The 19,592-nt window shown below is 68.6% G+C and carries 22 protein-coding genes; 7 read left to right on the top strand and 15 right to left on the bottom strand.

From position 1 onward, the window contains the following. Window positions 1-217 precede the first annotated feature (217 nt). From IEW87_RS14125 to rhaS, 4 genes are read left to right on the top strand one after another with little or no spacing between them, the layout of a single operon-like run. On the top strand, window positions 218-1,741 hold the full coding sequence (locus IEW87_RS14125; RefSeq protein WP_188713031.1) for a sugar ABC transporter ATP-binding protein: 1,524 nt from the start codon (window positions 218-220) through the stop codon (window positions 1,739-1,741). Then, entirely contained in the window at window positions 1,741-2,736 is a 996-nt protein-coding gene (locus IEW87_RS14120; RefSeq protein WP_188713030.1) for an ABC transporter permease, read from the top strand. Before IEW87_RS14125 ends, IEW87_RS14120 begins: the two co-directional genes overlap by 1 nt. Next, entirely contained in the window at window positions 2,733-3,785 is a 1,053-nt protein-coding gene (locus tag IEW87_RS14115; RefSeq protein ID WP_188713029.1) for an ABC transporter permease, read from the top strand. Before IEW87_RS14120 ends, IEW87_RS14115 begins: the two co-directional genes overlap by 4 nt. A gap of 31 nt (window positions 3,786-3,816) precedes the next feature. Next, entirely contained in the window at window positions 3,817-4,857 is a 1,041-nt protein-coding gene (gene rhaS, locus IEW87_RS14110; RefSeq protein WP_188713028.1) for a rhamnose ABC transporter substrate-binding protein, read from the top strand. A 139-nt stretch (window positions 4,858-4,996) separates the two neighbouring features. On the opposite strand, the gene IEW87_RS14105 is transcribed toward rhaS, so the two are convergent. From IEW87_RS14105 to IEW87_RS14055, 12 genes are all read right to left on the bottom strand, one after another. After that, entirely contained in the window at window positions 4,997-6,385 is a 1,389-nt protein-coding gene (locus IEW87_RS14105; RefSeq protein ID WP_188713027.1) for a DEAD/DEAH box helicase, read from the bottom strand. 226 nt (window positions 6,386-6,611) lie between these two features. After that, window positions 6,612-7,007, bottom strand: a complete 396-nt coding sequence (locus tag IEW87_RS14100) for an ectoine synthase (protein WP_188713026.1) — start codon at window positions 7,005-7,007, stop codon at window positions 6,612-6,614. Between the two features lie 50 nt (window positions 7,008-7,057). Further along, complete coding sequence (ectB, locus tag IEW87_RS14095; protein ID WP_188713025.1) at window positions 7,058-8,335, bottom strand: diaminobutyrate--2-oxoglutarate transaminase; 1,278 nt, start codon at window positions 8,333-8,335, stop codon at window positions 7,058-7,060. Between the two features lie 96 nt (window positions 8,336-8,431). Next, window positions 8,432-8,962 (bottom strand): diaminobutyrate acetyltransferase, encoded by a 531-nt coding sequence (gene ectA, locus IEW87_RS14090; RefSeq protein ID WP_188713024.1) that lies wholly within the window; start codon window positions 8,960-8,962, stop codon window positions 8,432-8,434. Window positions 8,963-9,066: 104 nt separating this feature from the next. Beyond that, window positions 9,067-9,936, bottom strand: coding sequence for a MurR/RpiR family transcriptional regulator (locus IEW87_RS14085; RefSeq protein WP_229731219.1), 870 nt, complete (start codon window positions 9,934-9,936; stop codon window positions 9,067-9,069). Next, entirely contained in the window at window positions 9,914-10,726 is an 813-nt protein-coding gene (gene phnE / locus IEW87_RS14080) for a phosphonate ABC transporter, permease protein PhnE (RefSeq protein WP_188713023.1), read from the bottom strand. Before phnE (IEW87_RS14080) ends, IEW87_RS14085 begins: the two co-directional genes overlap by 23 nt. Next, on the bottom strand, window positions 10,723-11,517 hold the full coding sequence (gene phnE, locus IEW87_RS14075) for a phosphonate ABC transporter, permease protein PhnE (RefSeq protein WP_188713022.1): 795 nt from the start codon (window positions 11,515-11,517) through the stop codon (window positions 10,723-10,725). Before phnE (IEW87_RS14075) ends, phnE (IEW87_RS14080) begins: the two co-directional genes overlap by 4 nt. Continuing rightward, window positions 11,514-12,338, bottom strand: coding sequence for a phosphonate ABC transporter ATP-binding protein (gene phnC, locus IEW87_RS14070; protein ID WP_188713021.1), 825 nt, complete (start codon window positions 12,336-12,338; stop codon window positions 11,514-11,516). Before phnC ends, phnE (IEW87_RS14075) begins: the two co-directional genes overlap by 4 nt. Window positions 12,339-12,343: 5 nt before the next feature. After that, window positions 12,344-13,342, bottom strand: a complete 999-nt coding sequence (locus tag IEW87_RS14065) for a PhnD/SsuA/transferrin family substrate-binding protein (protein ID WP_188713020.1) — start codon at window positions 13,340-13,342, stop codon at window positions 12,344-12,346. 5 nt (window positions 13,343-13,347) lie between these two features. Continuing rightward, window positions 13,348-14,037 carry an HAD family hydrolase gene (locus IEW87_RS14060; protein WP_229731218.1) on the bottom strand — a complete coding sequence of 230 codons (690 nt, stop codon included), beginning with the start codon at window positions 14,035-14,037 and terminating at the stop codon, window positions 13,348-13,350. Between the two features lie 90 nt (window positions 14,038-14,127). Continuing rightward, window positions 14,128-14,256 (bottom strand): hypothetical protein, encoded by a 129-nt coding sequence (locus IEW87_RS15165; protein ID WP_268234610.1) that lies wholly within the window; start codon window positions 14,254-14,256, stop codon window positions 14,128-14,130. Window positions 14,257-14,337: 81 nt separating this feature from the next. Further along, on the bottom strand, window positions 14,338-15,114 hold the full coding sequence (locus IEW87_RS14055; RefSeq protein ID WP_188713019.1) for a helix-turn-helix transcriptional regulator: 777 nt from the start codon (window positions 15,112-15,114) through the stop codon (window positions 14,338-14,340). Between the two features lie 62 nt (window positions 15,115-15,176). Here IEW87_RS14055 and IEW87_RS14050 point away from each other — a divergent pair, with 62 nt between their 5' ends. Next, window positions 15,177-16,214 (top strand): ABC transporter ATP-binding protein, encoded by a 1,038-nt coding sequence (locus IEW87_RS14050; RefSeq protein ID WP_188713018.1) that lies wholly within the window; start codon window positions 15,177-15,179, stop codon window positions 16,212-16,214. Continuing rightward, entirely contained in the window at window positions 16,211-16,990 is a 780-nt protein-coding gene (locus IEW87_RS14045) for an ABC transporter permease (protein ID WP_188713017.1), read from the top strand. The genes IEW87_RS14050 and IEW87_RS14045 overlap by 4 nt, the downstream gene beginning before the upstream one ends. A 211-nt stretch (window positions 16,991-17,201) precedes the next feature. On the opposite strand, the gene IEW87_RS14040 is transcribed toward IEW87_RS14045, so the two are convergent. The 3 genes from IEW87_RS14040 to IEW87_RS14030 form a co-directional block, all read right to left on the bottom strand. Then, a complete protein-coding gene (locus IEW87_RS14040; RefSeq protein WP_188713016.1) occupies window positions 17,202-17,879 on the bottom strand; it encodes an amino acid deaminase in 678 nt (225 codons plus the stop codon). 182 nt (window positions 17,880-18,061) lie between these two features. Beyond that, window positions 18,062-18,343: a hypothetical protein gene (locus tag IEW87_RS14035; RefSeq protein ID WP_188713015.1), complete on the bottom strand. Its 282-nt coding sequence runs from the start codon at window positions 18,341-18,343 to the stop codon at window positions 18,062-18,064. 216 nt (window positions 18,344-18,559) lie between these two features. Then, window positions 18,560-19,054 (bottom strand): YajQ family cyclic di-GMP-binding protein, encoded by a 495-nt coding sequence (locus IEW87_RS14030; RefSeq protein ID WP_188713014.1) that lies wholly within the window; start codon window positions 19,052-19,054, stop codon window positions 18,560-18,562. A gap of 31 nt (window positions 19,055-19,085) precedes the next feature. Here IEW87_RS14030 and IEW87_RS14025 point away from each other — a divergent pair, with 31 nt between their 5' ends. Next, window positions 19,086-19,574 (top strand): FBP domain-containing protein, encoded by a 489-nt coding sequence (locus IEW87_RS14025; RefSeq protein WP_188713013.1) that lies wholly within the window; start codon window positions 19,086-19,088, stop codon window positions 19,572-19,574. Window positions 19,575-19,592 lie beyond the last annotated feature (18 nt).

Below are 19,592 nucleotides of genomic sequence, written 5' to 3'. Positions count from 1 at the left end.
ACGTTCGTGCGCCTGCCCTCGTCGGGCCTTGCGGTCGGCGCACTCGCGAACCGCGTGGTGAGGCCGGGCCGCGTCGTTCTCCTCGGTTGACGCATGTTCGGCACGTTATCGAACCGTGGCTTCGCGGCCCCGTGCCGCGTCGACGCGTCGTGTTAGCATTTCGTGAATCGTTTCACGGCGTGTTGCGACGAACTCGAAGGAGAGTGTCAGCGTCCCCATGGCAGAACACCCGCGCGCCCAGCTGGGCGAGGCTGTCCTCGTCCTCGATGACGTCACGAAGTCGTTCGGCGCCGTCGTCGCCCTCCGGTCGGCGAGCCTCTCCCTCAGGGCCGGCTCGATCCACGCACTCATCGGCGAGAACGGCGCGGGCAAGTCGACGGTCGTGAAGATCATCGCCGGCCTCTATCGGCGCGACGCGGGGGAGATCACGCTCGATGGCGAGAGCATCGACTTCGCCAGCACGGCGGAGTCGAAGGCCGAGGGCATCGCCGTCATCTACCAGGAGCCGACGCTCTTTCCCGACCTGTCGGTCACCGAGAACATCTTCATGGGGCGCCAGCCCACCCGTGGGGCCGGCCGCATCGACCGCCGGGCGATGCGCAATGAGGCGACCCAGATCTTCGAGCGGCTCGGCGTGAGCATTGATCCCGACCGCCCAACCGACGGCCTGTCGATCGCTGACCAGCAGCTCATCGAGATCGCGAAGGCGATCTCCCTCGACGCACGCGTGCTCATCATGGACGAGCCGACCGCCGCGCTCAGCGGCGTCGAAGTCGACCGGCTGTTCGCAGTCGCCCGCAGCCTGCGCGACGAGGGACGTGCGTTGATGTTCATCTCGCACCGCTTCGATGAGGTCTTCGATCTGTGCGACACCGTCACGGTCATGCGCGACGGCACCTACATCGACACGACCCCCGTCGCAGAGACCTCGGTCGACGACCTCGTCCGGCAGATGGTCGGACGCGACGTCGACGAGCTCTTTCCGAAGCTCGACGCCGAGATCGGCGACGCGGTGCTCCGTATCGACGGCCTCTCGCGCAGCGGCGTCTTCCAGGACATCTCGTTCGAGCTCCGCCAGGGCGAGATCCTCGGTCTTGCGGGCCTCGTCGGCGCGGGCCGCAGCGAGGTCGCGCGCGCGATCTTCGGCGTCGATACGTACGACGCCGGATCCGTCGAACTGTTCGGTCGGCAACTGCCTGCGGGCAGCCCACGCACGTCCATCGCGCGCGGTCTCGCGCTCGTCCCGGAAGACCGACGACGCCAGGGCCTCGTGCTCGACCAGTCGGTGACGCGCAACGCGACCGCAGCGATCCGCTCCCGACTGGCGAAATGGGGGCTGCTCTGGGACGCCGCTGAGTCCGCTGCGGCGCGCGAGTGGGCGAGTCGTCTGGCGGTCAAGACCTCCGCGCTCGACACCGTGACCGGCACGCTGTCCGGCGGCAATCAGCAGAAGGTCGTCCTCGGCAAGTGGCTCGCGACGCACCCGCGCGTACTGTTCATCGACGAGCCGACCCGCGGCATCGACGTCGGCACGAAATCGGAGGTCCACCGTCTGCTGTCTCAGCTCGCCCAGGAGGGCATGGCGATCCTCATGATCTCGTCCGAGCTGCCGGAGGTGCTCGGCATGGCCGACCGCGTGCTCGTGATGCGCGAAGGGCGCATCGCGGGGGAGTTCCACCGAGACGAGGCGACGCCCGAGTCGATCATGCACGCCGCGACCGCCGACGAGGAGGCCGCGTGATGTTCGCCGCGATCCGCCGCGTCTTCTCAGCCCGCGAGACCGGGATCCTGCTTGCGGCCGTCATCGTCATCGCCGTCGCGACCGCCATCAACCCCGCGTTCGTGTTCTCACACGACGGGTGGCGCGACCTGCTGCTGACGCCATCGATCCTCGTGCTCGTCGCGATCGGCCAGGCGTTCGTCATCATCACCCGCAGTGTCGACCTGTCGGTCGGCTCGGTCGTCGGCCTAACCGCCTACCTCACGGGACGCCTGTTCATCGACCTGCCCGGCATCCCAGTGATCGTCGTCGTGCTGTGCGGTGTCGCTCTCGGCGCCGTCCTCGGCTTCATCAATGGCGCGCTCGTCGCCTACGCTCGCGTGCCCGCGCTCGTCATCACGCTCGGCACGATGTACGCCTATCGCGGTATCAACGTGTGGTGGACGGGCGGCGACCGCGTCAACGCGTCCGACATGCCCGCCTCATTCCGCGGACTCGGCACCGGACAGATCCTGTCGATTCCGTTCCTCACGATCATCGCCGCGGGGGTCCTCGTCGCCGCCGCCTGGTACCTGCGCAACCAGCGCGCGGGTCGGGAGATGTACGCCATCGGATCCGACCCGGCCGCCGCGAACCTCTACGGACTGCCCGTGACGCGACGTGTCATCACGGCCTTCGTGATGTCCGGCGCTCTGGCCGGCCTGGCCGGCGTGCTGTATGCGGCGCGCTACGGGACCGTCAGCTCGAACGCTGGATTCGGCTGGGAGTTCCAGGCGATCGGCGCGGCCGTGATCGGCGGCGTTGCGATCGCGGGTGGGCTCGGAACCGTCTGGGGCGCGGCCATCGGCGCGTTCCTGCTGCTCACGATCAACCGGGCGCTGCCCATCATCGGCATCGCTGACTTCTGGCAGCAGGCGGTCGTGGGCGCGCTCATCATCGGCGCCATTGTGCTCGACCGCGTGCTCGCCGTCCGACGCCATCGACGACTCGCCGCTGAGAGGGAGGTCTCACGATGACAACGACGCTCGTCACGGGCGTGACGCCCCCGCACGCGCATCCGTTCTGGCGCCGCGCGCTTCTCACGCGCGAAGCGGCCGTCATCGGCCTGCTCGCAATCGTCATCGTGGTGGCCCTCGCTGTGGTGCCGAACTTCGACAGCCCCCTGACCGTCACCTACATGTTGCGCGAGATCGCACCGATCCTCCTCATCGCGCTGCCGATGACGCTCATCATCATCACGGAGGAGATCGACCTCTCCGTCGCGAGCGTCGTCGGGCTGTCGAGCGTGCTGACGGGCATGTTCGTCCAAGCGGGTCTGCCGCTTCCGGTCGCCGCGGTCCTCGCGATCGCGGGAGGAGCTGTGTGCGGTGCGATCAACGGCTTCCTCGTGACCGTCGTGGGCCTGCCTTCGCTCGCCGTGACGATCGGCAGCCTCGCGCTGTTCCGCGGTATCGCCGTCGGGCTGCTCGGCACGGCCGCAGTCACCGACTTCCCCGAGTTCTGGACGGATCTGGCGAAGGCCAACATCCCGGGCACGCCGATCCCGGGCGTCATGATCCCCTTCCTCGTCCTCGCGATCGTGTTCGCCGTCGTGCTGCACGCGACGCCGTTCGGCCGCGCCCTGTATGCGATCGGACTGAACAAGGAGGCGGCGCATTTCGCCGGCATCGACGTGGCGCGCTCGAAGTTCACGCTCTTCGTGCTGAGCGGCGCCATGGCGGCCTTCGCCGGGGTGTACTTCACGCTTGACTATGGCAGCGCCCGCGGTCAGAACGCGATGGGCATGGAGCTGCAGATCATCGCGGCCGTCCTACTGGGCGGCGTATCGATCTTCGGCGGACGAGGCGCCCTCCACGGCGTCATCGCGGGCGTGCTGCTCATCGGCACGCTCAGCAGGGCGCTGCAGATCGCGGGCGTCTCGAGCGCCGTGATCAACATCATCACGGGCGTGCTCCTGATTCTGTCGGTCATCTCGGCCGCCGTCCTTGCCGGGGCGCGCTCACGGCGAGAGGCCGCCCTCGGGCGGCGCCGACAGCTCCGCGAACGGGCGAAGCTCCCCACCTGACCCGAGAGACCTCACCACGAAAGGAACAACGATGTTTGGACACAGCACTTCCCGTCGCCTCCTCGGCGCCGGCGCGATCGCCGCGAGCGTCGCCCTGGTCGCCGTCGGCTGCTCGAGCGACGACGGCGGAACGGGCGAAGAAGGCGGATCCGGCGACGAAGCCGCCTCGATCACCTTCCTCCCGAAGAACCTCGGCAACCCCTACTTCGAGACGTCGCGCGTCGGCGGCGAGACCGCGGTCGAAGAGTTCGGCGGATCCTTCGACGAGGTCGGCCCTGCGGAGGCGAACCCGACCTCGCAGGTCAGCTACATCCAGACGGCTGCGCAGCAGCAGGTCGATGCGCTCGTCGTGTCCGCGAACGACCCGAGCGCGATCTGCGACGCTCTCGAGGAGGCGAGCTCCGTCGGAACGAAGATCGTGACGTTCGACTCGGACACCGATCCCGAGTGCCGCGACCTGTTCGTCAACCAGTCGTCCGCCGAGCTGATCGCCCAGGCGCAGGTCGACCTCATCGCCGAGCAGATCGGCGGCGAAGGCGAGATCGCGTTCCTGTCGGCTGCCGCGAACGCGACGAACCAGAACGCCTGGATCGACATGATGAACGCCGAGCTCGAGGCCAACCACCCCGACATCGAGGTCGTCGACACGGTGTACGGCGACGACGACGACCAGAAGTCGTTCGACCAGACGGCCGCCCTGCTGCAGACGCACCCCGACCTCGCGGGCATCGTCTCGCCCACCACGGTCGGCATCGCGGCGGCCGCGCGTTACCTCTCCACGTCGGAGTACCAGGGCGAGGTCGCGCTGACGGGCCTCGGCACGCCGAACCAGATGCGCGAGTACGTCGCCGACGGCACGGTCACGGCGTTCGCGCTGTGGAACCCGGAGGAGCTGGGTTACCTGTCCGCCTACGCGGCGAACGCCCTCGTGACGGGCGAGACCGACGGATCCGAGGGCAGCACGTTCGAGGCTGGCGAGCTCGGTGAATACACGGTCGGCGCCGATGGCGAGGTCGTGCTCGGCGAGCCGTTCGTGTTCGACGCGGACAACATCGAAGATTTCGACTTCTGAGCGTATGAATGAGGGCCGGCCGGAAAGCATCCGGCCGGCCCTCATTCATGCGTCGACCGCGTCACCCACGCCTCAGTCCGCAAGTCTCCGACGAGTCCGCTGCGAACAGCGACGGACTTGTCGGAGACGTGCGGAGTCGTCAGCGCTGGTTCTGGCGCGGAGCGTGGGAGCGGCCGGAGCCGCCTCGTCCACCGCGCGAACGACGGGCGCCGCCCTGCGGATGACCGCCCTGACCCTGGCGCTGAGCGCGCTTGCGGCGCGCGTTCGCGCCCTGTGAGGTGCCACCGCCCTGCGACCCCGGTGCCGGAGCGTTGCCGGATCCGGGACCGCCCGGGCGCGGGGCGACGTGCTCGGCGCGATCGCCGATCAACTCGACGAGTGCGGGGCTGTCGGGCGTGACACGCTGCGGCTGAGCGGTGATGCCGGCGCGACGCAGCAGCTGCTTCACGTCGGAGCGCTGGTCCGGGGTCATGAGGGTGACGACGTCACCGGAGGCACCGGCGCGAGCGGTGCGGCCCGAGCGGTGCAGGTACGCCTTGTGATCGGCGGGCGGGTCCATGTGCACGACGAGGTCGATGCCATCGACGTGGACGCCGCGCGCCGCGACGTCGGTCGCCACGAGCACCTTGACGCTGCCGTCGGAGAGCGCCGCGAGGTTGCGGTCACGCGCGTTCTGCGACAGGTTGCCCTGCAGGTCGACGGCGGGGATCCCTGCAGCGGTGAGCTGCTTGGCGATGCGCTTGGCCTGGTGCTTCGTGCGCGAGAAGAGGATCCGCTTGCCGGCGCCCGTGGCGAGCTCGCGCACGATCGCCTTCTTGGCGTCCTGGTCGGCCGCCTCGAACACGTGGTGCGTCATGTCGGCGACGGGGGAGTCGGCTGGGTCGACGGAGTGCTCGACAGGGGACGAGAGGAAGCGCTTCGCGAGCCCCGCGACGCCGCGGTCGAGCGTCGCCGAGAACAGCATGCGCTGGCCGCCGGACGGCGTCTGCGACAGGATCCGCGTGACGCCCGGCAGGAAGCCGAGGTCGGCCATGTGGTCGGCCTCGTCGAGCACGGTGATCTGCACGCGGTCGAGCGAGACGATCTTCTGGTTGATGAGGTCTTCGAGCCGGCCGGGGCACGCGACGACGATGTCGACGCCGCGCGCGAACGCCTGCTCCTGCGGACGCTGCGAGACGCCGCCGAAGACGGTTGTGACGGTGAGGCCCTCGGCCTGAGCCAGCGGTGCGACGACCTTCGCGATCTGCGTGGCGAGCTCGCGGGTCGGAGCGAGGATGAGGCCGGTCGGGCGGCGGGGGGTCCGCTTCTCGTCGGAGAGGCGCGCGGCGAGCGGAATCGCGAATGCCAGCGTCTTGCCGGATCCGGTCTTGCCGCGCCCGAGCACGTCGCGGCCCGCGAGCGTGGACGGCAGGGTCGCGGTCTGAATCGGGAAGGGGGTCGGGCGGTCGACGGCGATGAGCGCGTCGACGATGCGGGCAGGAACGCCGAGGTCGGCGAAGGAAGGGGTCTGCGCAGGGGCAGCGGTCATGAAGAACTCTCTCGATTGAGCCCGGCGCACGCGGCGATGGCGACTGGCCGGGAAGAGGGCGAACGCGGCGGAAGCCGAATCCGATTCGCCACGGGAGCGGTGCGAGCATGGATTGCTCGAGCAGACCGCGACGACGAGCGCACGTCGGCGCTCATTCCGTAGTCTAACGTGCGAAAGCCGCCGAAGAGCTGAATGCTCTCCGGCGGCTTTCGTCAGGGGATGGCGCTTACGCGACGTCCTCGGTCACGAGGGGGTACACGCCGTTCTCGTCGTGCACCTCCTTGCCGGTGACCGGCGGGTTGAACACGCACACGCACTTGATCTCCGTGCGCGGGCGCACGATGTGCTTGTCGTGGTTGTTCAGCAGGTACAGCGTGCCGGGCTTCAGCTCGTGCACCTCACCGGTGGCGACATCCTCGATCTCGCCCTCGCCGGTCGTGATGAACACGGCCTCAATGTGGTTCGCGTACCAGAACTCGCTGACCGTGCCGGCGTAGAGCGTCGTCTCGTGAACGGAGAAGCCGACGCCCTCCTTCGCGAGGACGATGCGCTTGCTGCGCCAGTTCTCGCTCTTGATGTCGTACTCGGTGTCGGTGATCTCGTCGAGAGTGCGAACGATCATGGAGTGGTCCTTTCGTAGTGGGTCGACGTCCAGGTGTGCCGCGCGACGACTCAGGCCGCGAGGGCCTCGTCCGTGGCGGCTTCGATGATCGCGAGGCCCTTGTCGAGCTCTTCCTCGGTGACCGTCAGCGGCGGCAGGAGCTTCAGGACCTCGTCCTCGGGGCCGGACGTTTCCACGAGCAGGCCGCGGTCGAAGGAGCCCGAGGCCACGCGGCCAGCGGTCTCACCGTCGGCGTACTGCAGGCCGCGAGCGAGACCGCGACCCTTCGCGACGAGGCCGGCGTCGGGGTGCTTCGCCGCAATCTGATTCAGGCGGCTCTCGACGTAGGCACCCTTGCGGATCGTGGCCTTCTCGAGCTCGTCGTCGCTCCAGAAGGTGCGGAACGCCTCGGCAGCGGTGACGAACGCGGGGGCGTTGCCACGGAACGTGCCGTTGTGCTCGCCCGGCTCCCAGACATCGTGCTCGGGACGCACGAGGGTGAGCGCCATCGGCAGGCCCACGCCCGAGATCGACTTCGAGATGCAGACCATGTCGGGGACGATGCCCGCCTCTTCGAAGCTGAAGAAGCCGCCCGTGCGGCCGCAGCCCATCTGCACGTCATCGAGGATCAAGAGGATGTCGTGCTTCTTGCACAGCTCCGACAGTCCGCGCAGCCACTCGGCACGCGCGGTGTTCACGCCGCCCTCACCCTGGACCGTCTCGACGATCACGGCGGCCGGCTTGTTCAGCCCGCTGCCCGTGTCGGTCAGAAGACGCTCGAAGTAGAAGAAGTCGGGGTAGTCGCGGTCGAAGTAATCGTCGTACGGCATCGGCGTCGCGTGCACGAGCGGGATGCCCGCGCCACCGCGCTTCAGCGAATTGCCCGTGACGGACAGTGCGCCGAGCGTCATGCCGTGGAACGCGTTCGTGAAGTTCACGACCGACTCGCGACCGGTGATCTTGCGCGCGAGCTTGAGCGCGGCCTCGACGGCGTTCGCGCCACCCGGGCCGGGGAACACGACGCGGTAGTCGAGGTCGCGCGGCTCGAGGATGAGGTCGTTGAACGTCTGCAGGAAGTCGCGGCGCGCCTCGGTGAACATGTCGAGCGAGTGCAGGATGCGGTCGCTCGAGATGTAGTCGACCAGCACCTTCTTCAGGACGGGGTGGTTGTGCCCGTAGTTGAGCACGCCGGCTCCGGCGAAGAAGTCGAGGTACGCACGGCCGTCCGTGTCGTACAGGTATGAGCCGAGAGCGCGATCGAAAACGACCGGCCATGAACGCGAGTAACTGCGCACGTTCGACTCCTGGCTGGTGAACGCGGCGAACGTGGGATCTTCGGTGAGGGACATCGTGTTTATCCTCCAGGGAACGCCCCGGCACGGGGCAATGACACGTGACGCTCTCGCATCTCGCGGCTGGGCCCGTCGGACCCAGGCTTCACATATCTATGCGGGCATGAACGGCCCGATGAGGTGCACGGGTTCCGGGTCGTGACCATCGGGGAAGTGATCGGCTTCGAAGAGAGGCTCGACGCTCTCGCCGACGTTCCACCGCCGGGCGAACGACGCGAACAGTCGCTGGGAGGCGATGTTGTCGTCGGTGATCGTCGTCTCGACCCAGCGGATCGGGTCGTCATCGCCGGCGGCGGTGACGAGATCGTCGAGCATGCGGCCCGAGAGGCCGCGTCCGCGCTGGTCCGCGTCTACCGCGACCTGCCACACGAACAGGCGTGTGGGGTCGTCAGGGCGACGGTATCCGAGCACGAAGCCCACGACACGATCGTCCTGCACGGCAACACGGCACGAGCGCGCGAAGTCGCGGGCGAAGAGCACGTAGGAATACGACGAATTCAGATCGAGAGTCTGCGAGTCGCGGGCGACTCGCCACATGCCACCTCCGTCATCAAGCCGAGGGGGTCTCAGCGCCACCGGCGCATCACCGGTCGACAGAGGATCCTGCTCGTTCTGCAATGACATGTCTCCCCGACGATACCGGTTTGAATATCGATCGCAACTTGACCGTGACGCATTCGAGGGCCGAAACGGGGGCGTTCGCGGTGCTGCTGACACGGCAGAAACGGTCAGCGTTCGGACTCTCGGATGGCGCTCTCGACCTCGCGCAGCATGGCATCGCGCGCGGCGACACCGCGGCGTCCGCGATGGGTGACGACGGCGTCGACGAGCGCCTCGGTAATGAGCATGAGGGCGGCGCGCGAGGTGTGCAGCAGCTCGTCGCGGAACGACTCTCCGACAGGCGGCACGATGAGCGCCGTGTCCGCCTTCTCGGCGACGGCAGACCGTGCGAACGACGTGACGGCGATGACGTGCGCTCCCGAGTCGCCCGCGGCGCGCATCACAGCCAGGGTGGCGTCGCTCGCGCCGGATCCGGAGATCACGACGCACACATCGGCGGGCGTCATCTGCCGGGCCGCGATGCGCTGGGCGAGTGAGTCGTGGATGAACTCGGCGGGGCGCCCTGCCGCCGTCAGCCGCAGGTGAAGATCGAGGCCGAGGGGCGAGCTGAGACCGTTCGCGACGACGAGCACGCGCGGGGCGGCATCAAGCGCCGCAACGACGGAGGCGAGCGCCTCCTCCGTGAGCCCGGAGACAGTGTGATCGAGCCGCGACGCGAAGTGGCTCACCGATCGGCGCAGCCTGCCGAGCAACGAGGGATCCTCGGGGGCGTGCGCGGGGGTCGCGAGCGCGAGTTCGCGTGTCACCGCGACGCGCAGTTGTGGGTACCCGTCGTAGCCGAGCGTCTGTGCCGTACGCACGACTGTCGCGCGACCGACGCCGACGGCATCCGCGAGATCCTGCGCGGTCGATTCCACGGTCGTCGCGAGATCCGCGGCGATCGCCTCGGCGACCCGTCGCTCGCCCGCGTGCATCGAGGGCGCGAGCGCACGGATCCGCGCGGTCGCGGGGGCGTCATCGGCTCCTGACCATCCCACGGACGCGGGCTCCCTCCATGATGCGGCGGCGGATCGCCCCCGAGACGGCGTCGACGAGCATGGTCGCGGCGATCACGACGATCAGCAGCATGCCCACCGTTGCCCACTCACGATAGTTGGTGTAGTTCGACAGCATGGATCCGATGCCGCCGGCGCCGACGAGGCCGAGGACCGCCGACATGCGGATGCCGAGCTCGAAGCGATAGAGCGCGAACGACATCAGCGAGGGGAGCGCAGCCGGCCACAGCGCCCACCGCAGCACCGCGATTCGTCCGCCGCCAGCGGCCTCGACCGCTTCGGCGGCGTTGTCACTCAGCGACTCGATCGTCTCGTAGGTCCACTTGCCCTGCGTGCCGACGCCCGCGATCCCGAGCGCGAGTGCGCCCGTGAAGGGGGTGAGCCCAGTCACCGTCAGGAGGATGAGCGCGATGATCACCTCGGGCACCGCGCGGATCATGGCGAAGATCCCGCGGAGGATCGGGCGCAGCCACGCGGGACCGACCCCGTGAGCGGCGAGCATCCCGAGGGGAATCGACAGGGCGACGCAGAGGATCGCGCCGAGCCACGCCATCGAGATCGATCGCCAGGTCTCGAACAGGGCGCGTGGCAGCTTCTCCCAATCGGGGCTCGCGAACATGAGCGTGCCGTATTCCCACGAGGAACGCGGCAGGTTCAGCAGCGCACCCCAGTCGACGTCGAGGAAGGCCACGGCCGCGAGGATGACGGCGCCGACGGCGATCGTCCACGTCGTGGTCCCGGCGCGAGAGGGGGCCTTCGGCAGCGCGGTCATGTGAGCCTCCGTCGCAGCACGTTCGAACACACTTCGATGAGAATCACGACGACGAGGATCTCGAGGATGATGAGTCCGACGTCGTCGTATGCGTAGAAGCCGAATCGTTCGTTGAGCAGGCGCCCGATGCCGCCGGCGCCGACGATGCCGAGCACCGCAGAGATACGCACGTTCAGCTCGAGGGCATAGAGCCACTGGTTCCAGAAGAGCGGGCGGGTCTGTGGGATCGCGAGCGCGCGATTCAGCTGCGACTGCGTCCCGCCCGCGGCGCGGCCGGCTTCCAAGTACGGGTGGCGCTCGGAGTCGATTGCCTCGGACACGAGCTTGACGATCACGCCGAGGTCGAACAGGAACAGCGTCAGCAGGCCGGGGAGCGCGCCGACGCCGACGAGCGCGACGAGGATCGTGGCGTACACGAGGTCGGGGACCGAGCGGATCACGTTGATGATGGCGCGCACGACGCGCCGCGTCGCCCCGTTCGGGTTCGTCGGGCGCGCCGCCCACAGAGTGAGTGGGACGGACACCGCCGCCGCGAACGCCGCCCCCACCAGCGCCATCTGCAGTGTCTCGAGCATCGGCATGAGCGTGCGCGGCAGGAAGGTGAAGTCGGGCTGCAGCAGTTGCAGCATCTTGTTCGCGCCGTTGCGCCAGTTGCGCGCGATCGAGGCGAAATCGAGCTCGACGCCGCCGATGGCCGGCAGGCAGGTGAGCACCGTGAACGTGATGAGGGCGGCCGCAACGAGGGCCGTCTTCGGCCACGTGCGCGGCCGGGGTGGGACAGCGAGGCTCACGACGTTCCCAGGCGGTCCTGCGGCTGGATCCGGCGGCCGTAGATCTGCTCGAAGTCCGCGTCCGTGGCGCTGGCGGCCGGACCGTCGTAGACGATCTCGCCCGCGCGCAGCCCGATCATGCGGGTCGTGTAATCACGTGCGAGGTCCATGAGATGCAGGTTGACGAGTACTGTGAGCCCGCGCTCGGCGTTGAGCGTGACGAGCTCGTTCATCACGGCGTGCGCGGTGGGCGGATCCAGGCTCGCGACGGGTTCGTCCGCGAGCATGACGTGCGGCTCCTGCGAGAGGGCGCGCGCGATCGCGACGCGCTGCTTCTGGCCGCCCGAGAGGGATCCGGCTCGCGTCCAGACCTTCTCGAGCATGCCGACCGCGTCGAGCGCCGCGAGAGCGATCCGGCGGTCTTCGGGGCTCGGAATCCCGAGGAGGGTCCGCAGCGGGTGCGAGCGCGCGAAGCGGCCGACGAGCGTGTTGCGGTAGACGTCGACGCGCTCGGCGAGGTTGAACGCCTGGAAGATCATCCCGACGTCGCCGCGCAGCGAGCGCAGCGCGCGGCCGGAGAGGGACGAGACGGTGTGCGGCCCGACCTCGACCGTCCCCGCGGTGACCGGCACGAGACCGTTGATCGTGCGGATCAGGGTCGACTTGCCGGATCCGCTGAGGCCGACGATCGACACCATCTCACCGGGCGCGATGGTCAGCGAGACGTCCTTCAGCGCCGTCGTGCCGTTGGGGTAGGTGACCGATGCACCGTCGAGGCGAATCGACCACGCGGCCGAGGCCGGGTTGTTCCCGGCCTCGGCGCGTGGTGTGGCAGAGGACATGCGCGTCAGCCCGCGAACTGCTCGAGGATCTCGCCGTAGCGGGTGATCTCCTCTTCCGCGGTCTCGCTCGTCCAGTCGGACAGGCCGACGAGATCGAACATGACGTCGGCCGCCTCGTCGGAGGAGTCCGCGTAGTCGTCGAGCAGCGTCGTCAGCTCGGCGACGAGGTCGCCCGGCAGCGTGTTCGTCACGGCGACGCCGCCGTTCGGGATCATCTCGGTGTAGGCGAAGGCGACGGCCTTGTCGGCGATGTCCGGGATCTCCTCGGTCACCGTCGTGCGGGCATCCCAGTAGGCGAAGCCGATCTCGGCGTCGCCGTTCGCGACCGCGATGACGGCGTTGTTGTTGCCCTCGACCGGGATCTGGTCGATGTCGGCGTCGGTGTCGAGTCCGGCCTCGCGCATGGCGACGACGGGGTACTGGTAGCCAGCGGGCGAGGTCGCAGACTGCAGGGCGACCTTGGCGCCAGCGGCCTCGGCGAACTTCTCGGTGCCGACCGGGCCCTCGCCCATGGCCGAGCTGCCCGCCTCTTCGAGGCCGTTGCAGTACGACAGCTCGATGCCGCTGGCGTCGTACGCGGCCATGACGGGCTCGTCGTCACAGTAGGTATCGGGGTCGTTCGTGTAGGCGACAGCGGCGTAGCTCGTCGCGCCGAAGCGGACGTCGCGGAGGATGAGCTCCGCGTCGAACTGCTCGATCGCGTTGTAGAGCGAGCCCGCGTCCGTGATGATGACGTCCGAGCCGCCGGATCCGAGCGATTCGACCGTGGCCGTGTAGTTCGTCGCGACCTTGCCCTCGACGTCGATGCCGAGGCCCTCCGAGAGGTGGGCGGTGAGGGGATCCAGCGCCTCGGCGAGGTCGGCGCCCTCGACGGACGGGACGAGCGAGATCGTGAGGGTCTCGGGCCATTCGCCGTCAGCGGCGGCGTCGCCGCCAGAGGCGCAGCCGGCGAGGCCGAGGGAGAGGACCGCGACGGAGCTCGCGGCGAGCAGGGACGTGCGCATGGGGGTCACCTTTCGGAGGGGGTAGTGAAGGGGGTCTGCTGTGCGGCGCGTGCCCACGCCACGATCTGGTCCGCGAGGTCGGCGAGCGTCTCCGCCCGCATCGTCACCTCGGCGGTGCTCGTCGCGGCGGTTGCGCCGACGAGGGCGGTGTCCGCTCCGACCGCGGTGGCGGGGGAGAGGTCGTTCTCGACGATGTCGCCGATCGCGAGAACCGGGCCGTCGGCGAGCGCGCGCTCGATGATCGGGGCGAGCCCCGCCGGCTTGCCGGTGTCGTAGATCAGCTCGTCGAAGCGGTCGCGCACGCCCCACGCGGTGAGGGCAGGTTCCACGCCGGCGGCGGGCGCGTTCGTCGCGAGGACGACGCGCGTCTCGCGGGGGAGGTCCGCGAGGATCTCCGCCAGGCCGGGCGCCAGCTCCGCCGCGGCGTCCGGCGTGCCGAGCAGGCCGCGACTGGCGAGGTACGCGCGCTGGCGCGCCTCGGGATCGATCCCCGACTCCTCGGCAAGGGTGCCGACGATGTCGTATCCGTCACGGAACCGGTCGGTCTCGCCCGCGTCGAAGGCGCGGATCGTTGCCTCCACGCGCGCGAGGAACGCCTCATCCGCGTGCCGCGCGACCTCGCGCGCATAGGCGACCACGGGCCCCGCGCCAACGGCAACCGTCCCGTCGAAGTCGAACACGATTGTCGATGTCACATGCGCTCCCAAAGCCTCGGTGGACGATGCGTCCACGATAAGCACCGTATATGGACGGAGCGCTTACGGGAAGGTGAACTTCTGGTGTCCTCAACGACGGGCCGGAGGGACGGGCGCGTCGAGAGCCCGCAGCGCGCGCTCGAGCGCCTCGCGCAGCTCCGACCGCGCCGGTTCGGCGAGATCGGTCGCGTACTCGACCCCCTCGGGAATCCACGTCATCCCGTACAACGCCTCGCGCCAGTCGGAGCCGCCGACCGGCCAGCGCGTGTGCGTGTCGTCTTCGCGCGTCGCGCCCTGCGCCTAGACGCCGAAGTGCTCGTTCATCGGCACGAACGGCAGGTCCATGACGACGTCTGCCTCGATCTGATGCGGCGTCCAAGACGATGCGATGAGCACGCGTTCCGCCACCTCATCGTCGGAGATGTCGCGCGGCGTGAAGATCACACGGGTGTGCTCGATCTTCTCGATGCGATCGAGGCGGAACGTACGCCAATCGTCGCGGTCGAGATCCCACGACAGCAGGAACCACCTGTGGCCGGCGGGCGCGAGCGCGTGTGGCTCGACGCGTCTGGTGCTCTCCTGCCCGCGCGCATTCCGGTACCTCAGGCGCACTCGCTCCCGGTCGCGCGCGGCGAGCGCGAGCTCGCCGAGCACCGCTGGTGACACAGTGCGGCCTTCCGGTGCTCGAGGGGAGTGCACGGAGGACGCGAGCGCATTCACCCGGCGGCGCAGCGCCGACGGCAGCACCTGCTCCAGTTTCGCGAGCGCGGTGAGGGTCACTTCCGGGCCGCCGACCGGCTGTTGCGTCGCGGCGATCCGGAGCCCGATCGCCATCGTGACGGCTTCGTCATCGTTGAGCAGGAGCGGGGGAACGGCGCTGCCCGCTTCGAGGCGGTATCCGCCTGCGGATCCCGGGGGCGACTCGACGCGATAGCCGAGCTCGCGCAATCGATCGACGTCGCGGCGAACCGTGCGCTGGGTGACGCCGAGTCGCGCCGCGAGGTCGGAGCCGCGCCAGTGGCGATGCGTCTGCAGCAGGTTGAGCAGAGCGAGGGCGCGCGAGGTCGTTCCCGTCATGCGACTCAGGCTGTCACAGATTGCGGTCACGGTCTGTCCGCATGAGTTTCTACGCTTCCCGCATGACTGACGACAATCACATCGAAGCCGAAGGGCTCACCAAGGTCTTCACCGCGCGAAAGAGGCGGGTCACTGCCGTCGCCGACGTCACCTTCACGGTGCGACCCGGGGAACTCGTCGCCTTCCTCGGACCGAACGGCGCGGGCAAGTCCACCAGCCTTCGGATGCTCACCACTCTGCTGCCGCCAACCGCGGGGGCGGCACGTGTGGTTGGGCACGACGTGCGCCGCGAGCCCGCTGGCGTGCGCGCCCGCGTCGGATACGTCGGGCAGCACACGAGCGGGGCGTTCTCGCAGCGCGTGCGCGACGAACTGATGAGCCAGGGGGCGTTCTACGGCATGGGCAAGCGCGAGCGCGTCCGCCGGGCCGACGAACTGATCGAGTCGCTTGACCTCACCGGGTTCGCCACTCGCACGGTGCAGGACCTCAGCGGCGGACAGAAACGGCGCCTCGACATCGCCCTCGGGCTGATGCACGCACCACCGCTGATCTTCCTCGACGAGCCGTCCACGGGGCTCGACCCGCAGAGTCGAGCGAACCTGTGGGAGCACATCGTTGAACTCCGACGGCGACATGGCACGACGGTCTTCCTCACCACGCACTATCTCGATGAGGCCGATCGCTACGCCGAGCGCGTGATGATCATGGACCGTGGCCGCATCATCGCGGACGACGCGCCCGCGGCGCTGAAGGAGACCCTCGCCGGTGGGACCGTCACGCTCGGATTCGCGCGTGACGAGGAGGCGACGCGCGCGCGATCGGTCGTGAGCGCGCTCGCCGGATCCGACGCGCACCAGACCGACGCATCGCTCACGCTGACTGCGCCGCACGTTGACCGTCTGCTTCCGCGGCTCGTGCGCGACGCGGAGGCCGCGGGGAGCCCCGTGGCCAGCGCCACGGGCGTGCCGCCGACGTTGGACGACGTGTTCCTTTCCCTCACCGGCCGCACGCTCCGTGACGCAGACGATCGAGGCACGGGGACGGACACCACCGACGCGACGACCGAGGCCGTCGCACCCGACACGACAGGAGTTCGATGATGTTGACCGACACCCAGGTGCGCCCGCGCCTCGTCCGAGACAGCCGCCACGTGCTGATCCGTGAGCTCAAGCCCGTCGTGCGGGATCCGTTCTCGCTGATCTTCAGCCTGCTGCAGCCGCTCGTGTTCCTCGGACTGTTCGCGCCGCTGCTCGTCGGTGAGATCGGGGGATCGACGCCCGAGACGCTGCGGTGGTTCGTTCCCGGTGTGCTGGTGATGCTCGTTCTGTTCGGGACCGGCGCCATCGGATCCAATCTGCAGTACGAGATGTCGACGGGATCGCACGAGCGCACCCTCGTGGCGCCGCTATCCCGCCCAGCACTGCTGATCGGGCGAGCGTTGAAGGAGATCGCGCCGATCATCGTTCAGGCGCTGTTGATCGCGCTGATCGCCTGGCCGTTCGGGTTCACGGCTGACCCGATGGGCCTCGTCATCGGTCTCGTGCTGCTGGCCGTCTTCGGGGTCGGTCTGGGCGCGCTGTCGTACTCGCTCGCGCTGGCGTCGAAGCGCCGGGAATGGCTGTTCTGGGGAGTGCAGCAGACGCTCATCTTCCCGCTCCTCATCTTGTCGGGCATGCTGCTGCCGCTCGAAGAGGCTCCGGCGTGGATGCGTGCGGTCGCCGCGGTCAACCCGGTGCGCTGGGTGGTCGATGCCGAGCGGGCGCTCATCGCCGGAGATTTCCTCGACCCCTCCGTGGCGTGGGGAGCTCTCTCCGCGGCCGCCGTGGCTGCCATGGGTCTCGCCATCGGTGTGGGGGCGATCCGCCGGAGAAACTGACGAGGCGCGAGGAGCGGCCGTGCCCGCGTCGTGGTGACGCGCGAGACATGATCACGGCGCAGGCGCGGTGTTCCAGCGCAGGCGAAGAGTGGGGCACTTCGCGCGGATCCGCATCCGAGGGCCGGTCCGCGGATGCGACTCATCTCCGCGGTTGCGCTCGCGGTCACGACGAGGGTGGATGCGCACGCATGGTCCGGTCCATGGAGTGGGGTCACGCATCCGTGACCGGGACTCGCCTCCGCGTTTGCGGCCAGGGCGAGGGCGGACGCGCAGCGTTCCAGCGGAGGCGTGGTTCGCCGGCGAGCGTGTCACGGAAGAAGGCAGCCGTGTCGCCGACGGGGAAGATCGTGAGCAGCTTCATTCCGGACCCGTCGTCGATCCCGGAGACGAGAGCGGCGGATCCGCCGCCCGCGGGTGGCGTGATGACGGCGCGCTGTCGAATTCCATCGGCCTCCCATTCCGCGACCTGCGACGAGCGCGACGGGTCTGCCAGGAGCGGCCGCGCGGCATCGCTCACCCGTTGGAGCGGCGTCTCCGTCGCGCTGTCGCCGAGGCGAAACCACCCGTCCGGCAAGCCGAGTGCGCCGGCGAGGACGCCGTCGTTCCAGCGGTCGCTCTTGTATCCGTATGGCGTGCGCACCGTCGAGAACAGATAGCCGTAGACGTGAATGAGTCCCGCGTTGCCGACGGGGAAGCGAGCATCGACGCCGCCGACTTCGTGGATCCGCTCGAACAGTTCGCGTTCGACGACCGCCTCGCCGACCTTCTCGTCGATGACGGTCGACCACGACCAGCCGTCCACCCGACCAGCGCGAGCGTCTGCCTCGATGCATGCCAGGACCGCCTCGATCGGCGGAGGGGTCATTGGCCCGTCGTCAGCGGTGCTCATGTGGTTGGCGTGCGACAGAGGACGTCGTGCGCGGTTCCGAATGCCGCGTCACACCGCCGCAGCACGATCTTCTCCCCACCGATGCGCAGCCGAATCTCTGTCTCGTCCATACGCTCCGACTATGCAGGTTTCACGGGCGCGGCGCAACGGCGCGCGAGGCGGAGACGAGGGCGGCTGCCGGTTCAGTCGAACGAGGTCGTCACAAGGAGCATCGATCCCACGATGAACAGCACAACCACACCGAGGAGCGCGCCGACGATGGCCGGCCACACTCGAACCGTTCTGTCGACCTCGTGGCGACTGATCGTCATGAACGCCAGCACCAGCGCGCCGACCGATGGAACGACCGCGAGGGCGTCCCCGATGAACGGTACGAGAAGGAACACGGCGGACACGAAGCCGAGGAGCAACCCGTAACTGCCGATATCGCGTCGTCTACGCGGTGCATCCGGGATGTTCTTCACGGATCAATATTGCACCAGCGACCGGATGCCTCTCTGCGACCAGCTACGGAGACACGGACAGCGCTGTTCCTGCCGAAACTCATGTAGGAGGGTGACCGGCCCGGGGCACAGATCGAACCGATGCACGAGGCAAGCGACACCGGCTTCGCGCGGAATCCTCGGTGCTGCGGGCTCGCTGCGGACTGGAAGCTAAAAACTCCAGGTCAGAGCGTCGTGCTACCGGTAGTTCGTGAACTGCAGGGCGACGTCGAGGTCGTCCTGCTTACCCTTCAGTAGCGCGATGACCGACTGCAGGTCGTCGCGGCTCTTCGAGCTGATCCGGATCTCGTCGCCCTGGATCTGGCTCTTCACTCCCTTGGGCGCCTCGTCCCGGACGATCTTGCCGATCTTCTTCGCGACATCCTGCGCGATGCCCTCCTTGAGCGAGGTGACGATCCTCACCTGCTTGCCGCTCTCGAACGGCTCACCGCTGTCGAGGCTCTTGAGGGAGATGCCGCGCTTGATCATCTTCGACTGGAGCACGTCGAGCGCCGCCACCGCGCGATCCTTGGAATTCGCGACAATGAGGATCTGCTCGCCCGACCACGACACGTCGGTGTCGGTGCCGCGGAAGTCATACCGCTGGCTGAGTTCCTTGCGCGCCTGGTTGAGCGCGTTGTCCGCTTCCTGACGATCGATCTCACTGACCACATCAAAGCTGCTGTCCGCCATACCCCCAGCGTAGTTCTAAACTGGCCGAATCATGCAGGTGCTCACCGTCGACGACATTCGCGGGGCGTTCGTCAACGCCACAGACCGCGAACTCGAGATCCTCGACGTCGCCCCCGAGCTGCTCTTCGTCGACTGGTTCCACCTCGACTTCCTGGCATGGAGGGATCCATCGACGCCGGCACGCTGCTACGTCATCGTCGAGCTCGACGGCGAGCCGACGGGGATCGTGCTGCGCGTCGCGCAGTCGCCGGCGCGGGCGCGAACCGGGATCTGCAACATCTGTCGCACCATGCAGCCCGGCACTCAGGTGTCGATGATGAGCGCGCGCAAGGGAGGCGAGGCGGGACGGCGTGAGGAGAGCATCGCCACCTATATGTGCGCCGACGCGTCGTGTCACCAGAACGTGAGGATCGCCCATCCGCTCGCGCCGGGCGAGTTCCGCGCCGACGTCGACTTCCGCATCGACAACACCGCGCGCCGGATGCGCGACTTCGTCCGCCAGGTGCGCGACGCCGACTGACCTGGCGGGAACGTGCGG

The sequence above is a fragment of the Microbacterium faecale genome (genome assembly GCF_014640975.1).
Taxonomy (GTDB): Bacteria; Actinomycetota; Actinomycetes; order Actinomycetales; family Microbacteriaceae; genus Microbacterium; species Microbacterium faecale.
This window is presented reverse-complemented; position numbering and strand designations above follow the sequence as displayed.